The organism is Tenacibaculum sp. ZH5_bin.1, from assembly GCF_042865525.1.
Taxonomy (GTDB): domain Bacteria; phylum Bacteroidota; class Bacteroidia; order Flavobacteriales; family Flavobacteriaceae; genus Polaribacter; species Polaribacter mesophilus.
The window spans coordinates 116107-133348 of record NZ_JBEGIO010000001.1 but is presented as its reverse complement, the minus strand read 5'-3'; the positions used below and the strand labels follow the sequence as shown (position 1 = coordinate 133348).

Genomic DNA, 17242 nt, shown 5'->3' with positions numbered 1-17242 from the left:
ATTTAGAATAAGTATAAATAATGTTGTTTTTTAAAGATAAGAAAGGTTTTGTTCTGCAAAGGGATGCAAAATTTTTAAATTTGCGTGTTTTTAAGAAAATCAAATTAATCAGTTCCTATGTCAAAAGACATCCGTATTAAGAAGGGCTTGGATATCAAGCTAGTTGGCGAGGCAGAACAGATAACTACTGAACTTCAATTAGGTAGTTTGTTTGCAGTAAAGCCAGATGATTTTCACGGCGTTATTCCTAAAATTTTAGCAAAAGAAGGTACAGAAGTAAAAGCAGGTGAAGCACTTTTTTATTCAAAAAGTGATGAGCGTATTTTATTCCCTAGTCCTGTTAGTGGTAAAGTTACAGAAATCGTTCGTGGAGCACGAAGAAAAGTTTTAGCAATTAAAATCACTGCTGATGCACAGCAGGAATACAAAGATTTTGGTAAGAAAGATGTAGACGCAATGTCTGGAGAAGAGGTGAAAAACCACTTGTTTGCTTCAGGTTGTTGGCCGTTTGTAAAACAACGTCCGTACGACGTGGTTGCAAACCCTAATCAAGCACCAAAAGCAATTTTTGTATCAGCCTATGCAAGTGCACCTTTAGCAGCCGATTATGATTATGCGTTAAAAGGCAAAGAAGCAGAATTACAAGCAGCTTTAACAGCGTTAACAAAATTAACAGCAGGTAAAGTACATGTTTCTGTAGCTAAAAACTCAACACTATCACCGTTTAAAGATGTGAAAGGAGTTGAGCTACATAAAGTTTCAGGGCCACACCCAGTAGGGAATGTAAGTACTCAAATAGCACAAATTGATCCTATTAACAAAGGAGAAGTTGTGTGGGTAGTTACACCTCAAGATTTAGTAGTAATAGGAGAGTTGTTATTAACTGGAAAGTTTAATATTACTCGTACAATTGCATTAGCAGGATCTAAGTTTAACAAACCACAGTACGTAACTGCAAAAGCAGGAGCGCAAATTGCTGATGTTGTTAAAGGAAATTTAGACGCTAATAATGCTCGTATAATTAGTGGAAATGTTTTAAGTGGTTTAGAAGTTAAAGAAGATGGTTTCTTAGGATACTACGATAACTTAATTACAGCTATCCCAGAAGGAGATGACTATGAGTTATTTGGTTGGAATAAGCCAGTTTTTAATAAAATATCTACTTCTAGAGCATTAACTTTTTCTTGGTTAAACCCAAAGAAAAAATATGACTTAGATACGAATACTAACGGAGAGCATAGAGCATTTGTAGTAACAGGTTCTTATGAAGAAATTTTCCCGTTAGATATCTATCCGATGCAATTATTAAAAGCTTGTATGTATAAAGATCTTGACGAAATGGAAGGATTAGGAGCTTACGAAATTGCACCAGAAGATTTTGCGTTAACAGAATTTATTTGTGTGTCGAAACAACCTCACCAAAAAATAATTCGTGAAGGATTAGATTTAATGAGAGAAGAATTAGGATAAGATATGGGCTTAAAACAAAACTTACATAATTTAAAAAAGAAGTATGAAGGAACTAAAATAGCTCCGCTATTTAATGGTTTTCATACATTCTTATATATGCCGAATGAGACTACTCATGGAGGAACTCATATTAAGTCGGCAGATGATCTTAAACGTACAATGAATACAGTAATCATGGCATTAGTTCCATGTTTAATATTCGGTATGTTTAATGCAGGATATCAGCATAATCTTCAAATAGAAGCCGTTTCAAATGCAACTGGTTTCTTTTCTGGAGAATTTTGGAATATGGATAACTTACTAATCGGTTTAGTTAAAATATTACCATTAGTAATTGTATCGTATGTTGTTGGTTTAGCAATAGAATTTATTTTCTGTATAATCAAAGGACATGAGATAGAAGAAGGGTACTTAGTAACAGGAATGTTAGTTCCGTTAATTGTACCTGTAGATTTACCATTATGGATGTTAGCAGTAGCGGTAGCATTTGGAGTAGTAATTGGTAAAGAAGTATTTGGAGGAACTGGGATGAATATCTTAAACCCAGCCTTAACAATTCGTGCATTCTTATTCTTTGCATATCCAACATGGATGTCTGGAGATAAAGTATGGGTTCAAGGAGCTGTAGAAGCTGCTGGAACAGCTGATGCTATTTCAGGAGAAACAATTTTAGGAAGTTTAGCACAGTCACAACCATTAAACTATTCAGTTTCTGATATGTTCTTTGGGTTTATTCCAGGTTCAGTAGGAGAGACATCAACATTATTAATTTTATTAGGAGCTTTATTCTTAATCTTTACAAAGATTGGAAGCTGGAGAATTATGTTATCTTCAGTAATCGGAGCTTTAGTAATGGGATTCATCTTCAACCAAGTAGTTGATATGGGATGGGTTGGTGAAACAAGTAAGTTTTACGGATTAATGAGTTTAGATTTCTGGAAACATTTATTAATTGGAGGTTTCGCATTTGGTGCAGTATATATGGCAACTGATCCAGTAACAGCATCGCAAACTAACAAAGGAAAGTGGATTTATGGTTTCTTAATCGGATTTATCTCGATTATGATTCGTGTATTCAACCCAGCATATCCAGAAGGAGTAATGTTAGCAATCTTATTAATGAACGTATTTGCTCCAACAATTGATCATTACGTAGTTCAAGGTAATGTTAAGAGAAGATTAAAACGTTTAAAAGCTAAAACTGCCTAATTATGAGTAAGAAGACAGATAGTAATGTATATACGGTAGTATTCGCAATAGGAATGGTACTAGTAGTGGGTGCGTTGTTAGCTTTTACAGCGTCATCACTTCGCCCAACAATCGACGCTAATAAGCGTATCGAGAAGCAGCAAAACATTTTGTATGCAATGGGTGTAAACGAAAACGATGAAACAAGTGTAGAGTTTGTTTCAAAAGATAAAGTAGCAGACGAGTTTGCTAAATACATTAAAAAACAATTAGTAATTGAAGGAGATAACGTTTCTGAAGATACTAAAGCGTATTTAATTGATGTAAAAAAGCAACAAACAGCAGCTAAAGAAGGAAAAACAAGAAAATTACCATTATTTGTAGGTGAAAAGGAAGGAAAAACTTTCTATATCGCTCCAATTAGAGGTAAAGGTCTTTGGGATGCTATTTGGGGATATGTTGCAATGGATAAAAACATGGTAGTTCAAGGAGTTTTCTTCGATCACAAAGGAGAAACACCAGGTTTAGGGGCTAACATTAAGCAACGTTACTTTATGGACGATTTTATTGGAGAAGATTTAATGAGCAACGGTTCTTTTAAAGGAATTGCAGTATCTAAATCTAATAACGATCCAAAGAATGAAGATAAAAATGATAACGAGGTAGATGCAATTGCAGGAGCAACTATTACTGGTGACGGGGTAGCTGCAATGCTTAAATCAGAATTAGCATTATACGTACCTTACTTTAAAACATTAAAATAATTATGGGACTTTTATCAAAAAAAGACGCAGCATTAATTACTGATCCATTAGCAGATAATAACCCAATTACAATTCAGGTATTAGGTATTTGTTCTGCATTAGCAATTACAGCAGAGTTAAAAGCTTCTATTGTAATGTCTATATCGGTATTATTTGTATTAGGAGTAGGGAATGTAGTAATCTCGTTAATGAGAAATATTATTCCATCAAAAATTAGAATTATTGTACAGTTAATCGTAGTAGCTACATTAGTAATTATTGTAGACCAAGTGCTAAAAGCGTTTGCGTACGATTTAAGTAAAACCTTATCGGTATTTATTGGGTTAATTATTACCAACTGTATTATTATGGGACGTTTTGAGGCATTTGCTTTAGGTAACGGACCATGGAGATCATTTTTAGATGGAATAGGAAATGCTTTAGGATATGCAGTAATCTTAATTATTGTAGGATTCTTTAGAGAGTTATTCGGTTCAGGTACTTTATTAGGATTTAAAGTATTAGGGGATCCTATCGAGAAAACAGGATTGTATGCTTTAGGATACGAAAACAACGGATTTATGTTATTATCACCAATGGCATTAATTGTTGTGGGTATTATTATTTGGGTACAACGTACAAGAAATAAAGCATTAGTAGAAGACTAACTTAAGTTAGTGTTCATTAAAAATATAGAAAATGGAACATATAGAATTATTTTTCAAATCGATATTTATAGATAACATGGTATTTGCTACATTCTTAGGAATGTGCTCATACCTTGCAGTATCTAAAAAAGTATCAACGGCCGTAGGTTTAGGTGCTGCTGTAATCTTTGTATTAGCAGTAACAGTACCAGTAAACTGGTTGTTAGATCAATACCTATTACAACCTGGAGCTTTAAAGTGGTTGGGAGAGGAATATGTAGATTATGACTTAAGTTTCTTGTCATTTATCATGTTTATTGCAACAATTGCAACCATGGTACAATTAGTAGAAATTATAGTTGAAAAATTTGCGCCAGCATTATATAACTCTTTAGGTATTTTCTTACCATTAATTGCAGTAAACTGTGCAATTTTAGGAGGGTCTTTATTTATGCAATCTCGTGAAATTCCAACATTAGGTTTATCATTTACGTATGGTATTGGTTCAGGAATCGGATGGTTTTTAGCAATTTTAGCAATTGCTGCTATTCGTGAAAAAATCAGATACTCTTCTGTGCCACCAGCATTAAGAGGATTAGGAATTACATTCATTATTACAGGTTTAATGGCTATCGGGTTTATGAGCTTCGGTGGAATGTTAACAGGAGGTGATGATGCAGGTAAAAAAGAAGAAACTGCTGAAGTTAAGGTTGAAAAGAAAGAAGTTGAAGAAAAGGTAGTAGAGGAAACTGAAAAGACTGAAGAGAAGGCAGAAGAATTAGCTAATAACACTAAAGAAATTACAGAATAATGGTATTTTTAGAAGTAAGCACAGGAGGAACAGTTGCTATTACAGTATTAGCGTTTTTAGCGGTAATCTTAGTTTTGGTAGCTTTATTATTATTTGTTAAGCAAAAATTGGCACCATCTGGACCTGTAAAAATTACAATCAATGGTGAAAAAACAATAGAAGTAGCATCAGGAGGAACTTTATTATCTACCTTAGGTAATGAAAAAATATTTTTACCATCAGCTTGTGGTGGTGGTGGTTCTTGTGTACAATGTGAGTGTCATGTAAATTCAGGTGGAGGAGAAGCTTTACCTACAGAAACACCACACTTTACACGTAAAGAATTACAACATGGTATCCGTTTAGCATGTCAGGTAAAAGTAAAACAAGATATGGATATCTCTATTCCAGAAGAAATTTTTGGAATTAAGAAATGGGAAGCAACTGTTGTAAGAAACTATAACGTGGCAACCTTTATTAAGGAGTTTGTAGTTGAGATTCCTGAAGAAATGGATTATAAAGCAGGTGGGTATATTCAAATTGAAATACCACCATGTGAAGTAAAATATGCTGATATGGATATTTCTGCACATCCACAAGATCATCCAGGGGAACCAGATAAATTTGAGGCTGATTGGGATAAATTTAACCTAAGACCATTAGTAATGAAGAATGAAGAAACTGTAGAGAGAGCATACTCTATGGCTTCTTATCCAGCAGAAGGAAGAGAAATCATGTTAAATGTTCGTGTAGCAACACCTCCTTTCGATCGTGCTAAAGGCGGATGGATGGATGTAAATCCAGGGGTGGCATCTTCGTATATTTTTAATCAAAAGCCAGGAGATAAAGTAACTATTTCTGGACCTTATGGTGAATTCTTCATCAATGACTCTGATGCAGAGATGTTATATGTAGGTGGTGGAGCTGGTATGGCACCAATGCGTTCACATATTTATCATTTATTTAGAACTTTAAAGACTGGTAGAAAAGTAACATACTGGTACGGAGGTCGTTCTAAAGCAGAATTATTCTACATTCACTATTTTAGAGCGTTAGAAAAAGACTTTCCAAACTTTAAATTCTACTTAGCATTATCTGAGCCATTAGAAGAAGATAATTGGAAGGTTAAAAAAGATATTAATGATGAAAGCGGAGATGGTTTTGTTGGGTTTATTCACCAAGTTGTAATAGACCAATATTTATCTAAGCATGAAAGTCCTGAGGATTTAGAATTATATTTCTGTGGGCCACCATTAATGAACAAAGCAGTACAAAAAATGGGTGAAGATTTTGGTCTTGATGACGAAAACATTCGTTTTGATGACTTTGGAGGATAGAAACATAGTGTTTAATACATTATATAAAAAAACCGAGACAATTAATTGTCTCGGTTTTTTGTTTTTCTAGCATTTTCCCAATTAAAACTTTAACGTTGCACCTACTAAAAAGTTTCTAGTAGCTTGCGGAAAGTATCCTTGGACCTCAAAAGAAGTTCCAGGAGTATTCCAAGTATTTAAATAGGTATATCCTCTATCAACATATTCTTTATCAAAAAGATTGTTTACCAATCCTGTAAAAACAATAGATTTAAAAACTTTGTTCATTTTTAATTCATAACTAACATTAAAATCACTAACGTAATAGCTATCAAGTTTAGAGGCTTCTGTGTTTGTGTTACTTAAATATTGTTCACCAACAAATTTAGATAATAAAGAAAGCTGTAACCCTTGTGTAGGCGTATAAACCAAAGCATTTCCAGCAATAATATTTGGAGAAAAAGCAATATTAGTCGTACCAATATTGCGTTGAACACCATCACGATCTAAAATAAAATTCTTGATTTTATTACTACTTACCGTAAGGTTTTGATTAATACTAAACTTGTCTGAAATGTTAATATTAGCATCAATTTCTACTCCTAAACGATAGCTGTCTTTCACATTTTCTCGTAAATATTCTCCAACATCATTCAGTCCACCAGTTTGAATTAATTGATTGTCGTACGACATGTAATAGATGTTGGTGCTCAATTGAACCGTTTTATTATGCAAACGCCACCCTAATTCAAAATCATCTAAGGTTTCATGTTGTACATTCGGGCCATTTTGAAAATCATCACGGTTCGGTTCTCTGTTCGCACGAGCATACGATGCATAAATGCTATTTTCTTTATTAATACTGTAAGTAAAACCTAACTTAGGATTAAAGAAGCTAAATGTAGTGTCAATATTTAAAGGATTTAAATCAGAAGTAAAGCCTCCGGTTGTATAATCAATAAACCTACCTTGTACATCAACAAAAGCTTTTAAATTATCAAAAACATTAAAAGTAGCTTTAGAAAAAACGCTAATATCATTTTTCTTAGCATCACTAAAATAGTAACGATCTCTAATGCTAGCACCATCTGCAAATTGTGTAGCCCAAATAACTTCACCAAAATGATCTCCTTTATAATTACTATAAGAAGCACCAGAAATTAACTCGAATTTTTCAGTTTTATAAGTAACGTTAGCATTAGCTACATAAAAATCATTATCTAACCAACGACGAACAATAACATCGCTTCCGTCAACAATTACATTACCATAATCAACAGCATCTTTGTCCTCTTTAAACTGTTCAAAATATCCTTCTCCTTTGGTATAATTTAATCCAATATTGGTAGACCAGTTATCAGAGAGTTTCTCATTCCAATGTAATTGGTAATGATCTTGCCAATAATTATCGGTTTCATTATCGTAGGTATACGGGTTCTGGCGACGATTTTCTTGTAACTCCTCAGCACTTAAGCCATACCAAGCTTGATAGGTTTGTTGCTTTCCTCCAAAAGCTAAGGCTTTAATCAACGTATTGTCATCAGTATAACTACCTTGTAAGAAATACGATTTTAAATCGGTAAAAGCTCGGTCAACATATCCATCAGAGTAAATGTTAGACAAACGTCCTGCAAACTCAAATCCATTATTTAATTTTCCAGTGGTAAACTTTACGGTGTGTTTTCTAGTTCCATAAGAACCAAAAGCATTTGAAATTTCTCCACTAGCTTCATCCGAAACAGCATCGGTTAAAATATTTAAACTAGCTCCAAATGCTCCAGAACCGTTCGTAGACGTTCCCACACCACGTTGTAACTGTAAACTTTGTGTAGACGAAGCAAAATCTCCCATATTTACCCAAAAAGTTCCATGACTTTCAGAGTCGTTGTATGGAATTCCGTTAATCGTAACATTCACACGAGAAGCATCCGAACCACGTACACGAATATAAGTATAACCAACACCAGCCCCAGCATCTGACGAGGATGTTACAGAAGGTAAGTAGTTTAGTAACACAGGAATATCCTGTCCTAAATTACGTTTTTCAATTTCTTGTTTGCCAAGGTTAGAGTGTGTTACGGGTGCATCTGCTTTTACACGAACAGCAGATACCAACACTTCATCTAACACAGTTTCATTAGAAATTAATTGAAACGTAATCTGTTGGTTATTGGTAATTTTAACTTCTTGTGAAAGGCTTTTAAACCCCACATAAGAAACATCAATAACATGTGTTCCTTTTGGTAAGTTTAATTTGAATTTACCTTCAAAGTCGGTAGAAGTTCCTTTGTTTTGAGCTTTAATTGCTACGGTAGCACCCACTAAAGGTTCTTGGTTTGCATCAACTATTTTACCAGATAGAATAAACGTTTGTGCGGTTGTTGTTAATGTTGTGAATACAACGAGTAAAAAAGCTACTATCTTCACTTTTTTACGAAAAGACATCGGTCTCATTTTATAAAAACAAAATCGAATAAAAAGAGGTAATTATTCTTTAGTTAAACATTGAATAATTAAAATTTGTCATTACGAGGAGTTAGTTTACGACGACGTAATCTTTTCTTCAATAAACAGATTGCCACAGTAATTTTCCAAATTACTTCGCGATGACGATAAAATCCCTAAACAGCATTACCTGTTCCAGGTTCGTTGGGTATGATCTCAGCCTGAATTTAATTATGAATTATAAATGATTAATTACAAATTATTTTAATAATTAAAATTCGTAATTCAAATAAGGCACCCCTTTATGAGAACAGTGCAAAGGTAAATATGAAATATGAATTAAGCGGGATAAATAGCGGGTTTTTCTGAGGTTGTTAGTAAATGGATAGGAAGTAATCAAGGAAGTAAAAAAACATTCTAGCCAATTTATAGATTTAACTCAATGCATTCCATTGTAATTTTAATATTTTAGTGGTGAAAATATCAGACATTTATGAGTAAATCTTTTAAAACGAGCGTTAATAAAACGCATGATTTTGACTTTACTGAAGCGCAAATAGAGGCGTTAGACATAGTAGAAAAATCACAAAATAACTACCACGTACTTGATGGTAACCAATCGTATCAAGCTACCATACTCCAAACAAATTTCAACAAAAAAACATACACCATTCAAATCAACGGAAACACCTATGAGGTGAATATTTCTAACGAATTAGATATGTTGATTGATGAATTAGGTTTAGAAGTAGCTGCAGAGAAAAAAGAAAACGATATCAAGGCACCAATGCCTGGGTTAATTGTTTCTGTTGATGTTGAAATTGGTCAAGAAGTAAAAGAGGGTGATGGAATTTTAGTGTTAGAAGCCATGAAAATGGAGAATACCTTACAAGCACCAAGAGACGGAGTCGTAAAATCGGTAGCTATTCAGGCAGGTGATAAAGTAGAAAAGAATACGGTTTTAATAGAAATGGAATAATATGAAAAAGATATTAGTAGCAAACAGAGGAGAAATTGCCTTACGTGTAATGCGTACAGCAAAAAAGATGGGAATTAAAACGGTAGCTGTTTATTCGGAAGCAGACAGAAATTCACCACACGTAACTTTTGCAGACGAAGCAGTATGTATTGGTCCTGCACCATCGAATCAATCGTATTTATTAGGAGATAAAATTATTGAAGTAGCGAAGGAGTTAGATGTAGATGGAATTCACCCAGGATACGGATTTTTAAGTGAAAATGCAGCCTTTGGAGAAGCGGTAGCAAAATCAGGAATTGTATTTATAGGTCCAAAAACTCATGCTATTGAAGTTATGGGAAGTAAATTAGCTGCAAAAGATGCAGTGAAAGCTTATGATATTCCAATGGTTCCAGGTATTGACGAAGCGGTAACCGATGTAGAATATGCCTCGAAAGTAGCGAATGAAATTGGGTATCCTATCTTAATCAAAGCTTCAGCAGGAGGTGGCGGAAAAGGAATGCGTGTTGTTGAAAAAGAAGCGGATATTAAAGAACAAATGCAGCGTGCAATTTCAGAAGCAGAATCAGCTTTTGGAGATGGTTCTGTATTTATAGAAAAATATGTAGGGTCACCACGTCATATCGAAATCCAAGTATTGGCAGATGCTCATGGAAACGTAGTACACTTATTTGAACGCGAATGTTCGGTACAACGTCGCCACCAAAAAGTAGTAGAAGAAGCACCATCGAGTGTGTTGACTCCTGAAATTAGAGAAGCTATGGGAGCCGCAGCCGTAAGAGTTGCGAAAGCCTGTGATTATTTAGGAGCAGGAACGGTGGAGTTCTTACTAGACGAAAACAAAAACTTCTACTTCCTAGAAATGAATACACGCTTGCAAGTAGAACACCCGGTTACGGAACTCATTACGGGAGTAGATTTAGTAGAGCAACAAATAAAAATAGCAAGAGGAGAGGAGCTATCATTCACGCAAGACGATTTACAAATTAACGGACACGCATTAGAGCTACGTGTATATGCCGAAGATCCGTTAGACAATTTTGCACCGAGTATTGGAGTGTTGGAAACCTACCAACATCCGAAAGGAGAAAATATTCGTGTAGATGATGGTTTTGAAGAAGGAATGGAAATTCCTATTTATTACGACCCGATGATTTCTAAATTGATTACCTACGGAAATACACGCGAAGAAGCTATTGAGTTAATGAAACAAGCGATTAGTAATTATAAGGTAAAAGGAATAGAAACTACGTTGCCGTTTGGAAAGTTCGTATGCGAACACGAAGCGTTTACTTCAGGGAATTTTGATACTCATTTTGTAAAGAAGTATTACACACCTGAGTTGTTAGAAGCAGGAAACGAAAAAGAAGCGAAGATTGCTGCACAGGTAGCCTTACAGCAGTATTTAAAAGAGCAACGTATTTTAAAAACTTGTTAATACATAATGTGCGTTAGGGATTGCAGCGGCATCCTTTTGTTGTCAGTTCGAGTTTGCGAAGCAAGTATCGAGAACCAACAAAAGATATAGCGGAAAGCCCGACCCTTGGGGAACGCCCAAAAAAAGAATATAGATGAAATCTAAAATAGAAGAATTACAACATAAACTTACCGAAGCAAAGTTAGGAGGCGGACAACAGCGCATCGACCGTCATCATCAAAAAGGAAAATTAACCGCTCGTGAGCGTATCGATTATTTCTTAGATGAAGGTTCTTTTGAAGAAGTAGGTATTTTAGTAACTCATAGAACGACCGATTTTGGAATGGAAAATCAGAAGTTTTATGGTGACGGAGTGGTAACAGGATACGGAACGGTAAACGGACGCTTAGTGTACGTGTTTGCACAAGACTTTACGGTATTTGGAGGTTCGTTATCGGAAACACATGCCGAAAAAATCTGTAAGATTATGGATTTAGCCGTAAAAGTAGGAGCACCATTAATCGGATTGAACGATTCTGGTGGAGCACGTATTCAAGAAGGAGTACGTTCGTTAGGTGGTTATGCCGATATTTTTTATAGAAACGTACAAGCATCAGGGGTAATTCCACAAATCTCAGCAATTATGGGACCTTGTGCAGGTGGAGCAGTGTATTCTCCAGCCATGACCGATTTTACCGTTATGGTAGAAAATTCAAGTTATATGTTTGTTACGGGACCTAACGTAGTAAAAACAGTAACTAATGAAGAAGTAACTTCAGAAGAATTAGGAGGAGCAAGTACGCATGCAACCAAATCGGGAGTTACGCATTTAACAGCAGCGAACGATGTACAATGTTTGGAAGATATTAAAACATTGTTGAGTTATATGCCACAGAACAATCAAGAAACTACAGAGAAATTACCGTTTGAATTAGGAGATGAAATTAGAGAAGAACTAGCCAATATAGTTCCAGATAATGCAAACAAACCGTACGATATGCGTGCCGTAATTGACGGTATTGCCGATGCGGATTCGTTTTTTGAAATCCATAAAGATTATGCGGATAATATCGTTGTTGGATTTGCGCGTTTAGGAGGAAGAAGTGTGGGGATTGTTGCCAATCAACCGATGAGTTTAGCAGGATGTTTGGATGTAAACAGTTCTAAAAAAGCAGCACGATTCACCCGTTTTTGTGATTGCTTTAATATTCCGTTATTGGTATTGGTAGATGTACCAGGATTCTTACCAGGAACCGACCAAGAATGGAATGCTATTATTACGAACGGAGCAAAATTATTGTATGCATTGAGTGAAGCTACGGTGCCAAGAGTAAGTGTAATTACTCGTAAAGCTTATGGTGGAGCCTATGATGTAATGAACTCAAAACACATTGGAGCCGATATGAACTTTGCGTGGCCTAGTGCAGAAATTGCAGTAATGGGAGCGAAAGGAGCGAGTGAAATTATCTTTAAAAAGGAAATTGCTGAAGCAGACGATCACGAAGCAAAATTAGCCGAGAAAGAAGCAGGGTATGCTGATAAATTTGCGAATCCGTACCGAGCAGCAGAACGCGGATTTGTAGATGAGGTAATTTTACCACAAGACACGCGTAGAAAACTAATCAAAGCTTTTGCGATGTTAGAAGGTAAAAAGGTAGAAAGACCTAATAGAAAACACGGGAACATACCGTTGTAATAAAATACATATCAATATTTTTAAGAGGCGCTTCTTTTTAGGAGCGTCTTTTTTTTATTAGGCTTTGACCGTGATTGATTTAATACTAAATTAATGAGATTTTTAGAAAAGAGTAAGGGTGTATAAATCATTACTAGTCCCATATTTATTAAATTGGGTGTTCAAACTATATAGCTAAGCTTATATAAGATGTTAGTATAACTATGAATTGGAAAATAATTACAGAAAATAAAAGAAGGTATGCTGATACATCCTACTATTTAAAAGCTGAAAGAGATTGTTTAGAAGGAACTATTGTATTAGAGATATGTTGGATTGAGAATTTTATGTATGACTTAACGGTTTATTTATATAGAAAAGAACCAAAACGAAAATTCTTGTTTTTTAAAAGTACAAAGCCTGAAACACTTTATAATTGTTTAGTTTTTTATAATGGGCGTATTGAAAAATATGGGCATCAAATAATGAGAATGACAGAAGATGCTCCATTAGAAAAATTAAAGAGATTAGATTCCTTTCAAAAAGATGGAGTTCTTAACTATAGAATAGGAGAAAAATATGGTTTAGATTTTACAACTACTTTGCCAGAGAAAAACTGAGCTACTACACATTCTAGAAAAGTAACCACTTAAAAAACGTCATTACGAGCCTTTCGACTTAAGTTTATCTTGAGCGACAGTCGAAAGGCTCAAGACAGGCTAAAAGCACAGTAATCTGTATGTTTATAGTTCAAAATAAGCAGATTACTTCAGTCGTACCTCCTTCGTAATGACGTTAGCTAATAAAAGTTCGATTTTAAAAAGGAGTTTTTCGAAGTTCTTTTACGCAGAATAGTCTGAAAAAGCGATGAGATTCAGAGGCTTTGCCTCGCATCGTTTTTCAGACGTTTTTAAACAAGGTTTAAAAATTCCTCGTAAAAGTGTCCTTTCTTTTGGTTCGTTTTCTTTGGACAAGCAAAGAAAATGAAGGCAGTAGTTTATTAATACTATTAAGTATAAATCTACTCTATACTCAGTTTAATATTACATTAATGATGAAAAAACTAACTTTTACGACTTAAATACTTGGTTTTGAGGTTTTTTTTGATTATTTGTAAAGATGTTTTTTTAGGTTTATAAGAAATTACCAAGGTAATTAACAAGCTTTAATCTAGAAATAATATTTAGATAGAATAATTGATTTTAGCGTATTTGATAACATATAAAAATAGTTAAACTTTATGGTATCCCATGCTTTGGTGTGTACTTGCAAAAGTTTAACGATAAACCACGAAACTACTCATAGCTGGGACTGTTGTGTTTCATTATATGATGAATCTAAAATCGAACGTTTGAGTGTAATTTAAATTATATAATCTATGAAAAAAATAATTCTATTCTTGACAGTTGTATTTACATTTTTGACAATAAATGTTGATGCACAGATAAAGAGACAAGAACAATCTATGTGGTGTTGGTCATCTTGTATTCAAAGTTCTTTATTTCAGGCGAATGTCAGGCAGTCACAATCTGCGATAGTATCAAGATTAACTGGTTGGCCTCAAAATAGACCAGCAACTATAAATGAAGTAATTTCAGTTTTACAATCATACAATTTTAGAGCTTGGTCGGTTGGACATCCAGCTAATCCACAACAATTATTTAATACATTATCAAGTGGATGGAAATTAATTGCTTTTGTTAATCCCTCGAATAATCCGAGTGTTGGACATTTCATAATGCTTCAAGGGATTTCTCCAAGTGGATTTGTAATAGTTAGTGACCCAGCCGACGGAAGAACATATGAACAAGACGTAAGAACATTGTATTTTGGATGGAAATGGAGCAGATCCATAGTTGTTGGAGCACCATTTTAAAAAGAAAAAACGAAAACATAACAATGGCTATAAATAATTACTTATTATTGCTTACTCCTGAAAATACTCCCGAATTTTCTATTTATTAACCTTAATTGTTGTAACACGCAACAAACCATATAGAAGCACGTTATACTGGATTGAAGAATAATAAAAATTAAAATGAGAAAAGAATTAGAGTTATTGCAGTTGGAACTCAATAATAGTTGTGGTGAATTACATAAAATAGAGAGAAATAAAATAAATGTTGTAACTGATTTTGGTAACGAATCTCATATTGAATTAAAAGAGAAAGAAAGAGGTTGTAAGGTATACCCATTCTATTTTAGTGAAATTCCAATATATGTATTCGAATGGGATGACTGCCCTATTTTTCAAACATCAAATACTGATGTTAAAAGACAAGTAGAAATAATAAAAAGTTGGGTGTTAAAAAAAACAAAGCCATCAGAAATACAAACTCAGTTTCCCGAAATAGAATTGAATAAACTAGCAAAATACTATGAAAAGGGAGAGGGGGTAAAAGGCGAATTTATTGAGAGTTGGAATGAAACTGAAGAAACTTTTTTTAATTCAATAGAATATCATATTGATAAAGAGTCAATAAGATTAATTAAGGAAATGAGAGTGAAAGGGCTTAATGAATCATTGAGAATAGGTGTTCGGTTGTCTTGGTTAATTTTATCACGAGCAAGAAGACATTTTATAAATGAGAATATTCCACATATAGGTATATATTTTTTGGGTAATAATCAAATGAAAATATATTCTAATTTGAATGATAAAACTAAGGAATTAGAGGTAGAAGTAAAATATGAAGGATATCTCGAAAGATTAGTAAAAGAATTATTAAAGGAAGAAATAAAATAACTATAATACATGTATAATTAACTGCTAGTGCGAACTTTTTTACAAGAATCCTAGCTGATTTTCTATTTAGTTTGTATTTACTATATTGAACTTGCTTAAAAAGGAAGTAGCAATTGATTAATTTTAAGCTGATTAAACTATCTAAAACAATTATGAGAACTCTTTATATTTCTACAATAATTCTCGGATTAATAAGCTTTTCATGCTCATGTTATAAAAATGTAGCTAAGGATACTTCAAGTCAAAGAACTAATGTATCAACTATTGAAACAAATCCTGACCAAACATCTATTTGGACAAATCAACCGAATTCAAATTCAACAAAAATTAAAGTACTAAATGCTGCAATTACATTTGGGTCTTTACCTAATGGGCTTAAAAAAATGGATTATACGATTGTTGAAAATACAGGTACTTATTTAGTAACTAATGCAATTAGAGCTTTGTCTGACGATGTTAGAGTAAAGGCTTGGGTAGAGGGACAAGATATTATACTTATTTCAGAAGTTCAGGAATATAAAGAAACCGAATTTGGACTTCCAGAACCTTCTGGTTTTGTAAAGTGTGTAAGAGGAAATTCTACATCACTTCCTGATTGCTGGCGGACAATTTTAGTAATAGCAAACCATCTTGGAGGAGATAAACAATACCAATAATTTTAATTAAAACCACAAAAAACGTCATTACGAGCCTTACGACTTAAGTTTATCTTGAGCGACAGTCGAAAGGCTCAAGACAGGCTGAAAACACAGTAACCTTTAAGTTTATAGTTCAAAATAAACAGCTTACTTCAGTCGTACCTCCTTCATAATGACGTTGTTATTTTTCATAAAAAATTATTCTTACACATCCGTACTCACCCAATAACTTCCCGTTGAGGTAGTAGACGGATTATATGCCAAAATATTCACTTTGGTACCGTTGGCAACATCCGCAAGTAACCATTCCATTGGCTGATTGTTTATAGCGCCACTTTCCAATTCAACCATATTGCCGTTTAAGGTCACCTCGTCGGTACTAATGTCGAACTGTAGTGTGGTTTCCCCTCTGTTTTCAAAACCAATAAAACTCTCTTTGTCATACGATACCTGAGTAATTACCTTGGTTTCATTAGGCGCTACCTGTCCCACAAAATCAGTAATAGAGCTGCTTCCTGTAGTTGGACGATAGCTATACTGTGCTCTTTTTGCAGGCTCATTGGCAAATACTAACTGAGCCGTATTTATAATTTGAACAAGCGTTGTATAACAATCGTTCAATGCCGAAATACGATCTTGGGTAATTACCAAACGCTGTTTTTTATATACCTCTTGCTGAGTGTTCGCGCTCTTTAATTCGTCTTTAATTGTTGCCAACTCTTCCACAATAGATGCAGGCATTCCGCCTTTCGTTACATCGGTCAAATCATCTAAATAATTTGTAACCACCTTTTCTAACGTTTCTAAAAACACCAACATTTTAGGCTGATTCTTGCTCGCATCTCTATAGCCAGTAGTAAACTCTTTTAATACCGCAGGATTATCAGGGAAGGCCCACATAGCATGACTTTTAATACGATTATACACACGACTTGCATTTTGCATTTCTATCAACACCTTTTGCGTTTCCACCCCTTGTTTTGCCAAGGTACTTACATCGGTAACTACCGTATCTGCCGCATCAATCTGATGTAAAAAAGCCGCCGCATACTCGCTCGTAAATCGGGCATTGAAAGCGGTAAAACGCTCCAAATCTTGCGTAAATAGGTTGTAAATTGTACGTGCGCTTTCTGCTAAAAAAGCATCTGAACCTTTGAATTTTCTTCTTGTTTCCATATTAATATTTAA

At 34.3% G+C, this 17242-nt stretch carries 15 protein-coding genes; 13 read left to right on the top strand and 2 right to left on the bottom strand.

Going from position 1 to position 17242, the window contains the following annotated elements:
- Positions 1–117: 117 nt before the first annotated feature.
- From ABHQ57_RS00560 to nqrF, 6 genes are read left to right on the top strand one after another with little or no spacing between them, the layout of a single operon-like run.
- Positions 118–1470, top strand: coding sequence for a Na(+)-translocating NADH-quinone reductase subunit A (locus ABHQ57_RS00560; protein WP_167712470.1), 1353 nt, complete (start codon positions 118–120; stop codon positions 1468–1470).
- 3 nt (positions 1471–1473) lie between these two features.
- Positions 1474–2679 carry an NADH:ubiquinone reductase (Na(+)-transporting) subunit B gene (locus tag ABHQ57_RS00555; RefSeq protein WP_125066587.1) on the top strand — a complete coding sequence of 402 codons (1206 nt, stop codon included), beginning with the start codon at positions 1474–1476 and terminating at the stop codon, positions 2677–2679.
- Positions 2680–2681: 2 nt separating this feature from the next.
- Entirely contained in the window at positions 2682–3422 is a 741-nt protein-coding gene (locus ABHQ57_RS00550) for a Na(+)-translocating NADH-quinone reductase subunit C (RefSeq protein WP_167712469.1), read from the top strand.
- Between the two features lie 2 nt (positions 3423–3424).
- Positions 3425–4069: an NADH:ubiquinone reductase (Na(+)-transporting) subunit D gene (locus ABHQ57_RS00545; RefSeq protein ID WP_099215191.1), complete on the top strand. Its 645-nt coding sequence runs from the start codon at positions 3425–3427 to the stop codon at positions 4067–4069.
- 31 nt (positions 4070–4100) lie between these two features.
- Positions 4101–4859 (top strand): NADH:ubiquinone reductase (Na(+)-transporting) subunit E, encoded by a 759-nt coding sequence (gene nqrE / locus ABHQ57_RS00540; RefSeq protein WP_099215192.1) that lies wholly within the window; start codon positions 4101–4103, stop codon positions 4857–4859.
- Positions 4859–6175 (top strand): NADH:ubiquinone reductase (Na(+)-transporting) subunit F, encoded by a 1317-nt coding sequence (gene nqrF / locus ABHQ57_RS00535; RefSeq protein ID WP_047788331.1) that lies wholly within the window; start codon positions 4859–4861, stop codon positions 6173–6175. The genes nqrE and nqrF overlap by 1 nt, the downstream gene beginning before the upstream one ends.
- 81 nt (positions 6176–6256) lie before the next feature.
- On the opposite strand, the gene ABHQ57_RS00530 is transcribed toward nqrF, so the two are convergent.
- Positions 6257–8599, bottom strand: a complete 2343-nt coding sequence (locus tag ABHQ57_RS00530; protein ID WP_167712468.1) for a TonB-dependent receptor — start codon at positions 8597–8599, stop codon at positions 6257–6259.
- 493 nt (positions 8600–9092) lie between these two features.
- Between ABHQ57_RS00530 and ABHQ57_RS00525 the strand changes: the two genes are divergently transcribed.
- The 7 genes from ABHQ57_RS00525 to ABHQ57_RS00495 all read left to right on the top strand — a co-directional run bounded on the left by ABHQ57_RS00525 (position 9093) and on the right by ABHQ57_RS00495 (position 16072).
- On the top strand, positions 9093–9578 hold the full coding sequence (locus ABHQ57_RS00525; RefSeq protein ID WP_167712467.1) for a biotin/lipoyl-containing protein: 486 nt from the start codon (positions 9093–9095) through the stop codon (positions 9576–9578).
- Between the two features lies 1 nt (position 9579).
- Positions 9580–11016 carry an acetyl-CoA carboxylase biotin carboxylase subunit gene (gene accC, locus ABHQ57_RS00520; protein WP_167712466.1) on the top strand — a complete coding sequence of 479 codons (1437 nt, stop codon included), beginning with the start codon at positions 9580–9582 and terminating at the stop codon, positions 11014–11016.
- A gap of 133 nt (positions 11017–11149) precedes the next feature.
- On the top strand, positions 11150–12691 hold the full coding sequence (locus ABHQ57_RS00515) for an acyl-CoA carboxylase subunit beta (RefSeq protein WP_167712465.1): 1542 nt from the start codon (positions 11150–11152) through the stop codon (positions 12689–12691).
- A gap of 203 nt (positions 12692–12894) precedes the next feature.
- Entirely contained in the window at positions 12895–13290 is a 396-nt protein-coding gene (locus tag ABHQ57_RS00510) for a hypothetical protein (protein ID WP_167712464.1), read from the top strand.
- A 758-nt stretch (positions 13291–14048) separates the two neighbouring features.
- The gene (locus ABHQ57_RS00505; RefSeq protein WP_167712463.1) at positions 14049–14546 is read left to right on the top strand and encodes a papain-like cysteine protease family protein; all 498 of its coding nucleotides are present in this window, start codon (positions 14049–14051) and stop codon (positions 14544–14546) included.
- Between the two features lie 162 nt (positions 14547–14708).
- Positions 14709–15416 carry a hypothetical protein gene (locus ABHQ57_RS00500; RefSeq protein WP_167712462.1) on the top strand — a complete coding sequence of 236 codons (708 nt, stop codon included), beginning with the start codon at positions 14709–14711 and terminating at the stop codon, positions 15414–15416.
- Positions 15417–15568: 152 nt separating this feature from the next.
- On the top strand, positions 15569–16072 hold the full coding sequence (locus ABHQ57_RS00495; protein ID WP_167712461.1) for a hypothetical protein: 504 nt from the start codon (positions 15569–15571) through the stop codon (positions 16070–16072).
- 186 nt (positions 16073–16258) lie between these two features.
- Here ABHQ57_RS00495 and ABHQ57_RS00490 read toward each other — a convergent pair whose 3' ends face one another.
- Complete coding sequence (locus tag ABHQ57_RS00490; protein WP_389861868.1) at positions 16259–17041, bottom strand: hypothetical protein; 783 nt, start codon at positions 17039–17041, stop codon at positions 16259–16261.
- Positions 17042–17242: the final 201 nt, after the last annotated feature.

What these genes read in the sequence shown, in the direction of transcription:
- ABHQ57_RS00505 (WP_167712463.1), top strand. Translation starts at nt 14,049, where the DNA reads ATGAAAAAAATAATTCTATTCTTGACAGTTGTATTTACATTTTTGACA.
- ABHQ57_RS00560 (WP_167712470.1), top strand. Translation starts at nt 118, where the DNA reads ATGTCAAAAGACATCCGTATTAAGAAGGGCTTGGATATCAAGCTAGTT.
- ABHQ57_RS00525 (WP_167712467.1), top strand. Translation starts at nt 9,093, where the DNA reads ATGAGTAAATCTTTTAAAACGAGCGTTAATAAAACGCATGATTTTGAC.
- ABHQ57_RS00500 (WP_167712462.1), top strand. Translation starts at nt 14,709, where the DNA reads ATGAGAAAAGAATTAGAGTTATTGCAGTTGGAACTCAATAATAGTTGT.
- ABHQ57_RS00515 (WP_167712465.1), top strand. Translation starts at nt 11,150, where the DNA reads ATGAAATCTAAAATAGAAGAATTACAACATAAACTTACCGAAGCAAAG.
- ABHQ57_RS00555 (WP_125066587.1), top strand. Translation starts at nt 1,474, where the DNA reads ATGGGCTTAAAACAAAACTTACATAATTTAAAAAAGAAGTATGAAGGA.
- accC (WP_167712466.1), top strand. Translation starts at nt 9,580, where the DNA reads ATGAAAAAGATATTAGTAGCAAACAGAGGAGAAATTGCCTTACGTGTA.
- ABHQ57_RS00545 (WP_099215191.1), top strand. Translation starts at nt 3,425, where the DNA reads ATGGGACTTTTATCAAAAAAAGACGCAGCATTAATTACTGATCCATTA.
- nqrF (WP_047788331.1), top strand. Translation starts at nt 4,859, where the DNA reads ATGGTATTTTTAGAAGTAAGCACAGGAGGAACAGTTGCTATTACAGTA.
- ABHQ57_RS00510 (WP_167712464.1), top strand. Translation starts at nt 12,895, where the DNA reads ATGAATTGGAAAATAATTACAGAAAATAAAAGAAGGTATGCTGATACA.
- ABHQ57_RS00550 (WP_167712469.1), top strand. Translation starts at nt 2,682, where the DNA reads ATGAGTAAGAAGACAGATAGTAATGTATATACGGTAGTATTCGCAATA.
- ABHQ57_RS00530 (WP_167712468.1), bottom strand. Translation starts at nt 8,599, where the DNA reads ATGTCTTTTCGTAAAAAAGTGAAGATAGTAGCTTTTTTACTCGTTGTA.
- ABHQ57_RS00495 (WP_167712461.1), top strand. Translation starts at nt 15,569, where the DNA reads ATGAGAACTCTTTATATTTCTACAATAATTCTCGGATTAATAAGCTTT.
- nqrE (WP_099215192.1), top strand. Translation starts at nt 4,101, where the DNA reads ATGGAACATATAGAATTATTTTTCAAATCGATATTTATAGATAACATG.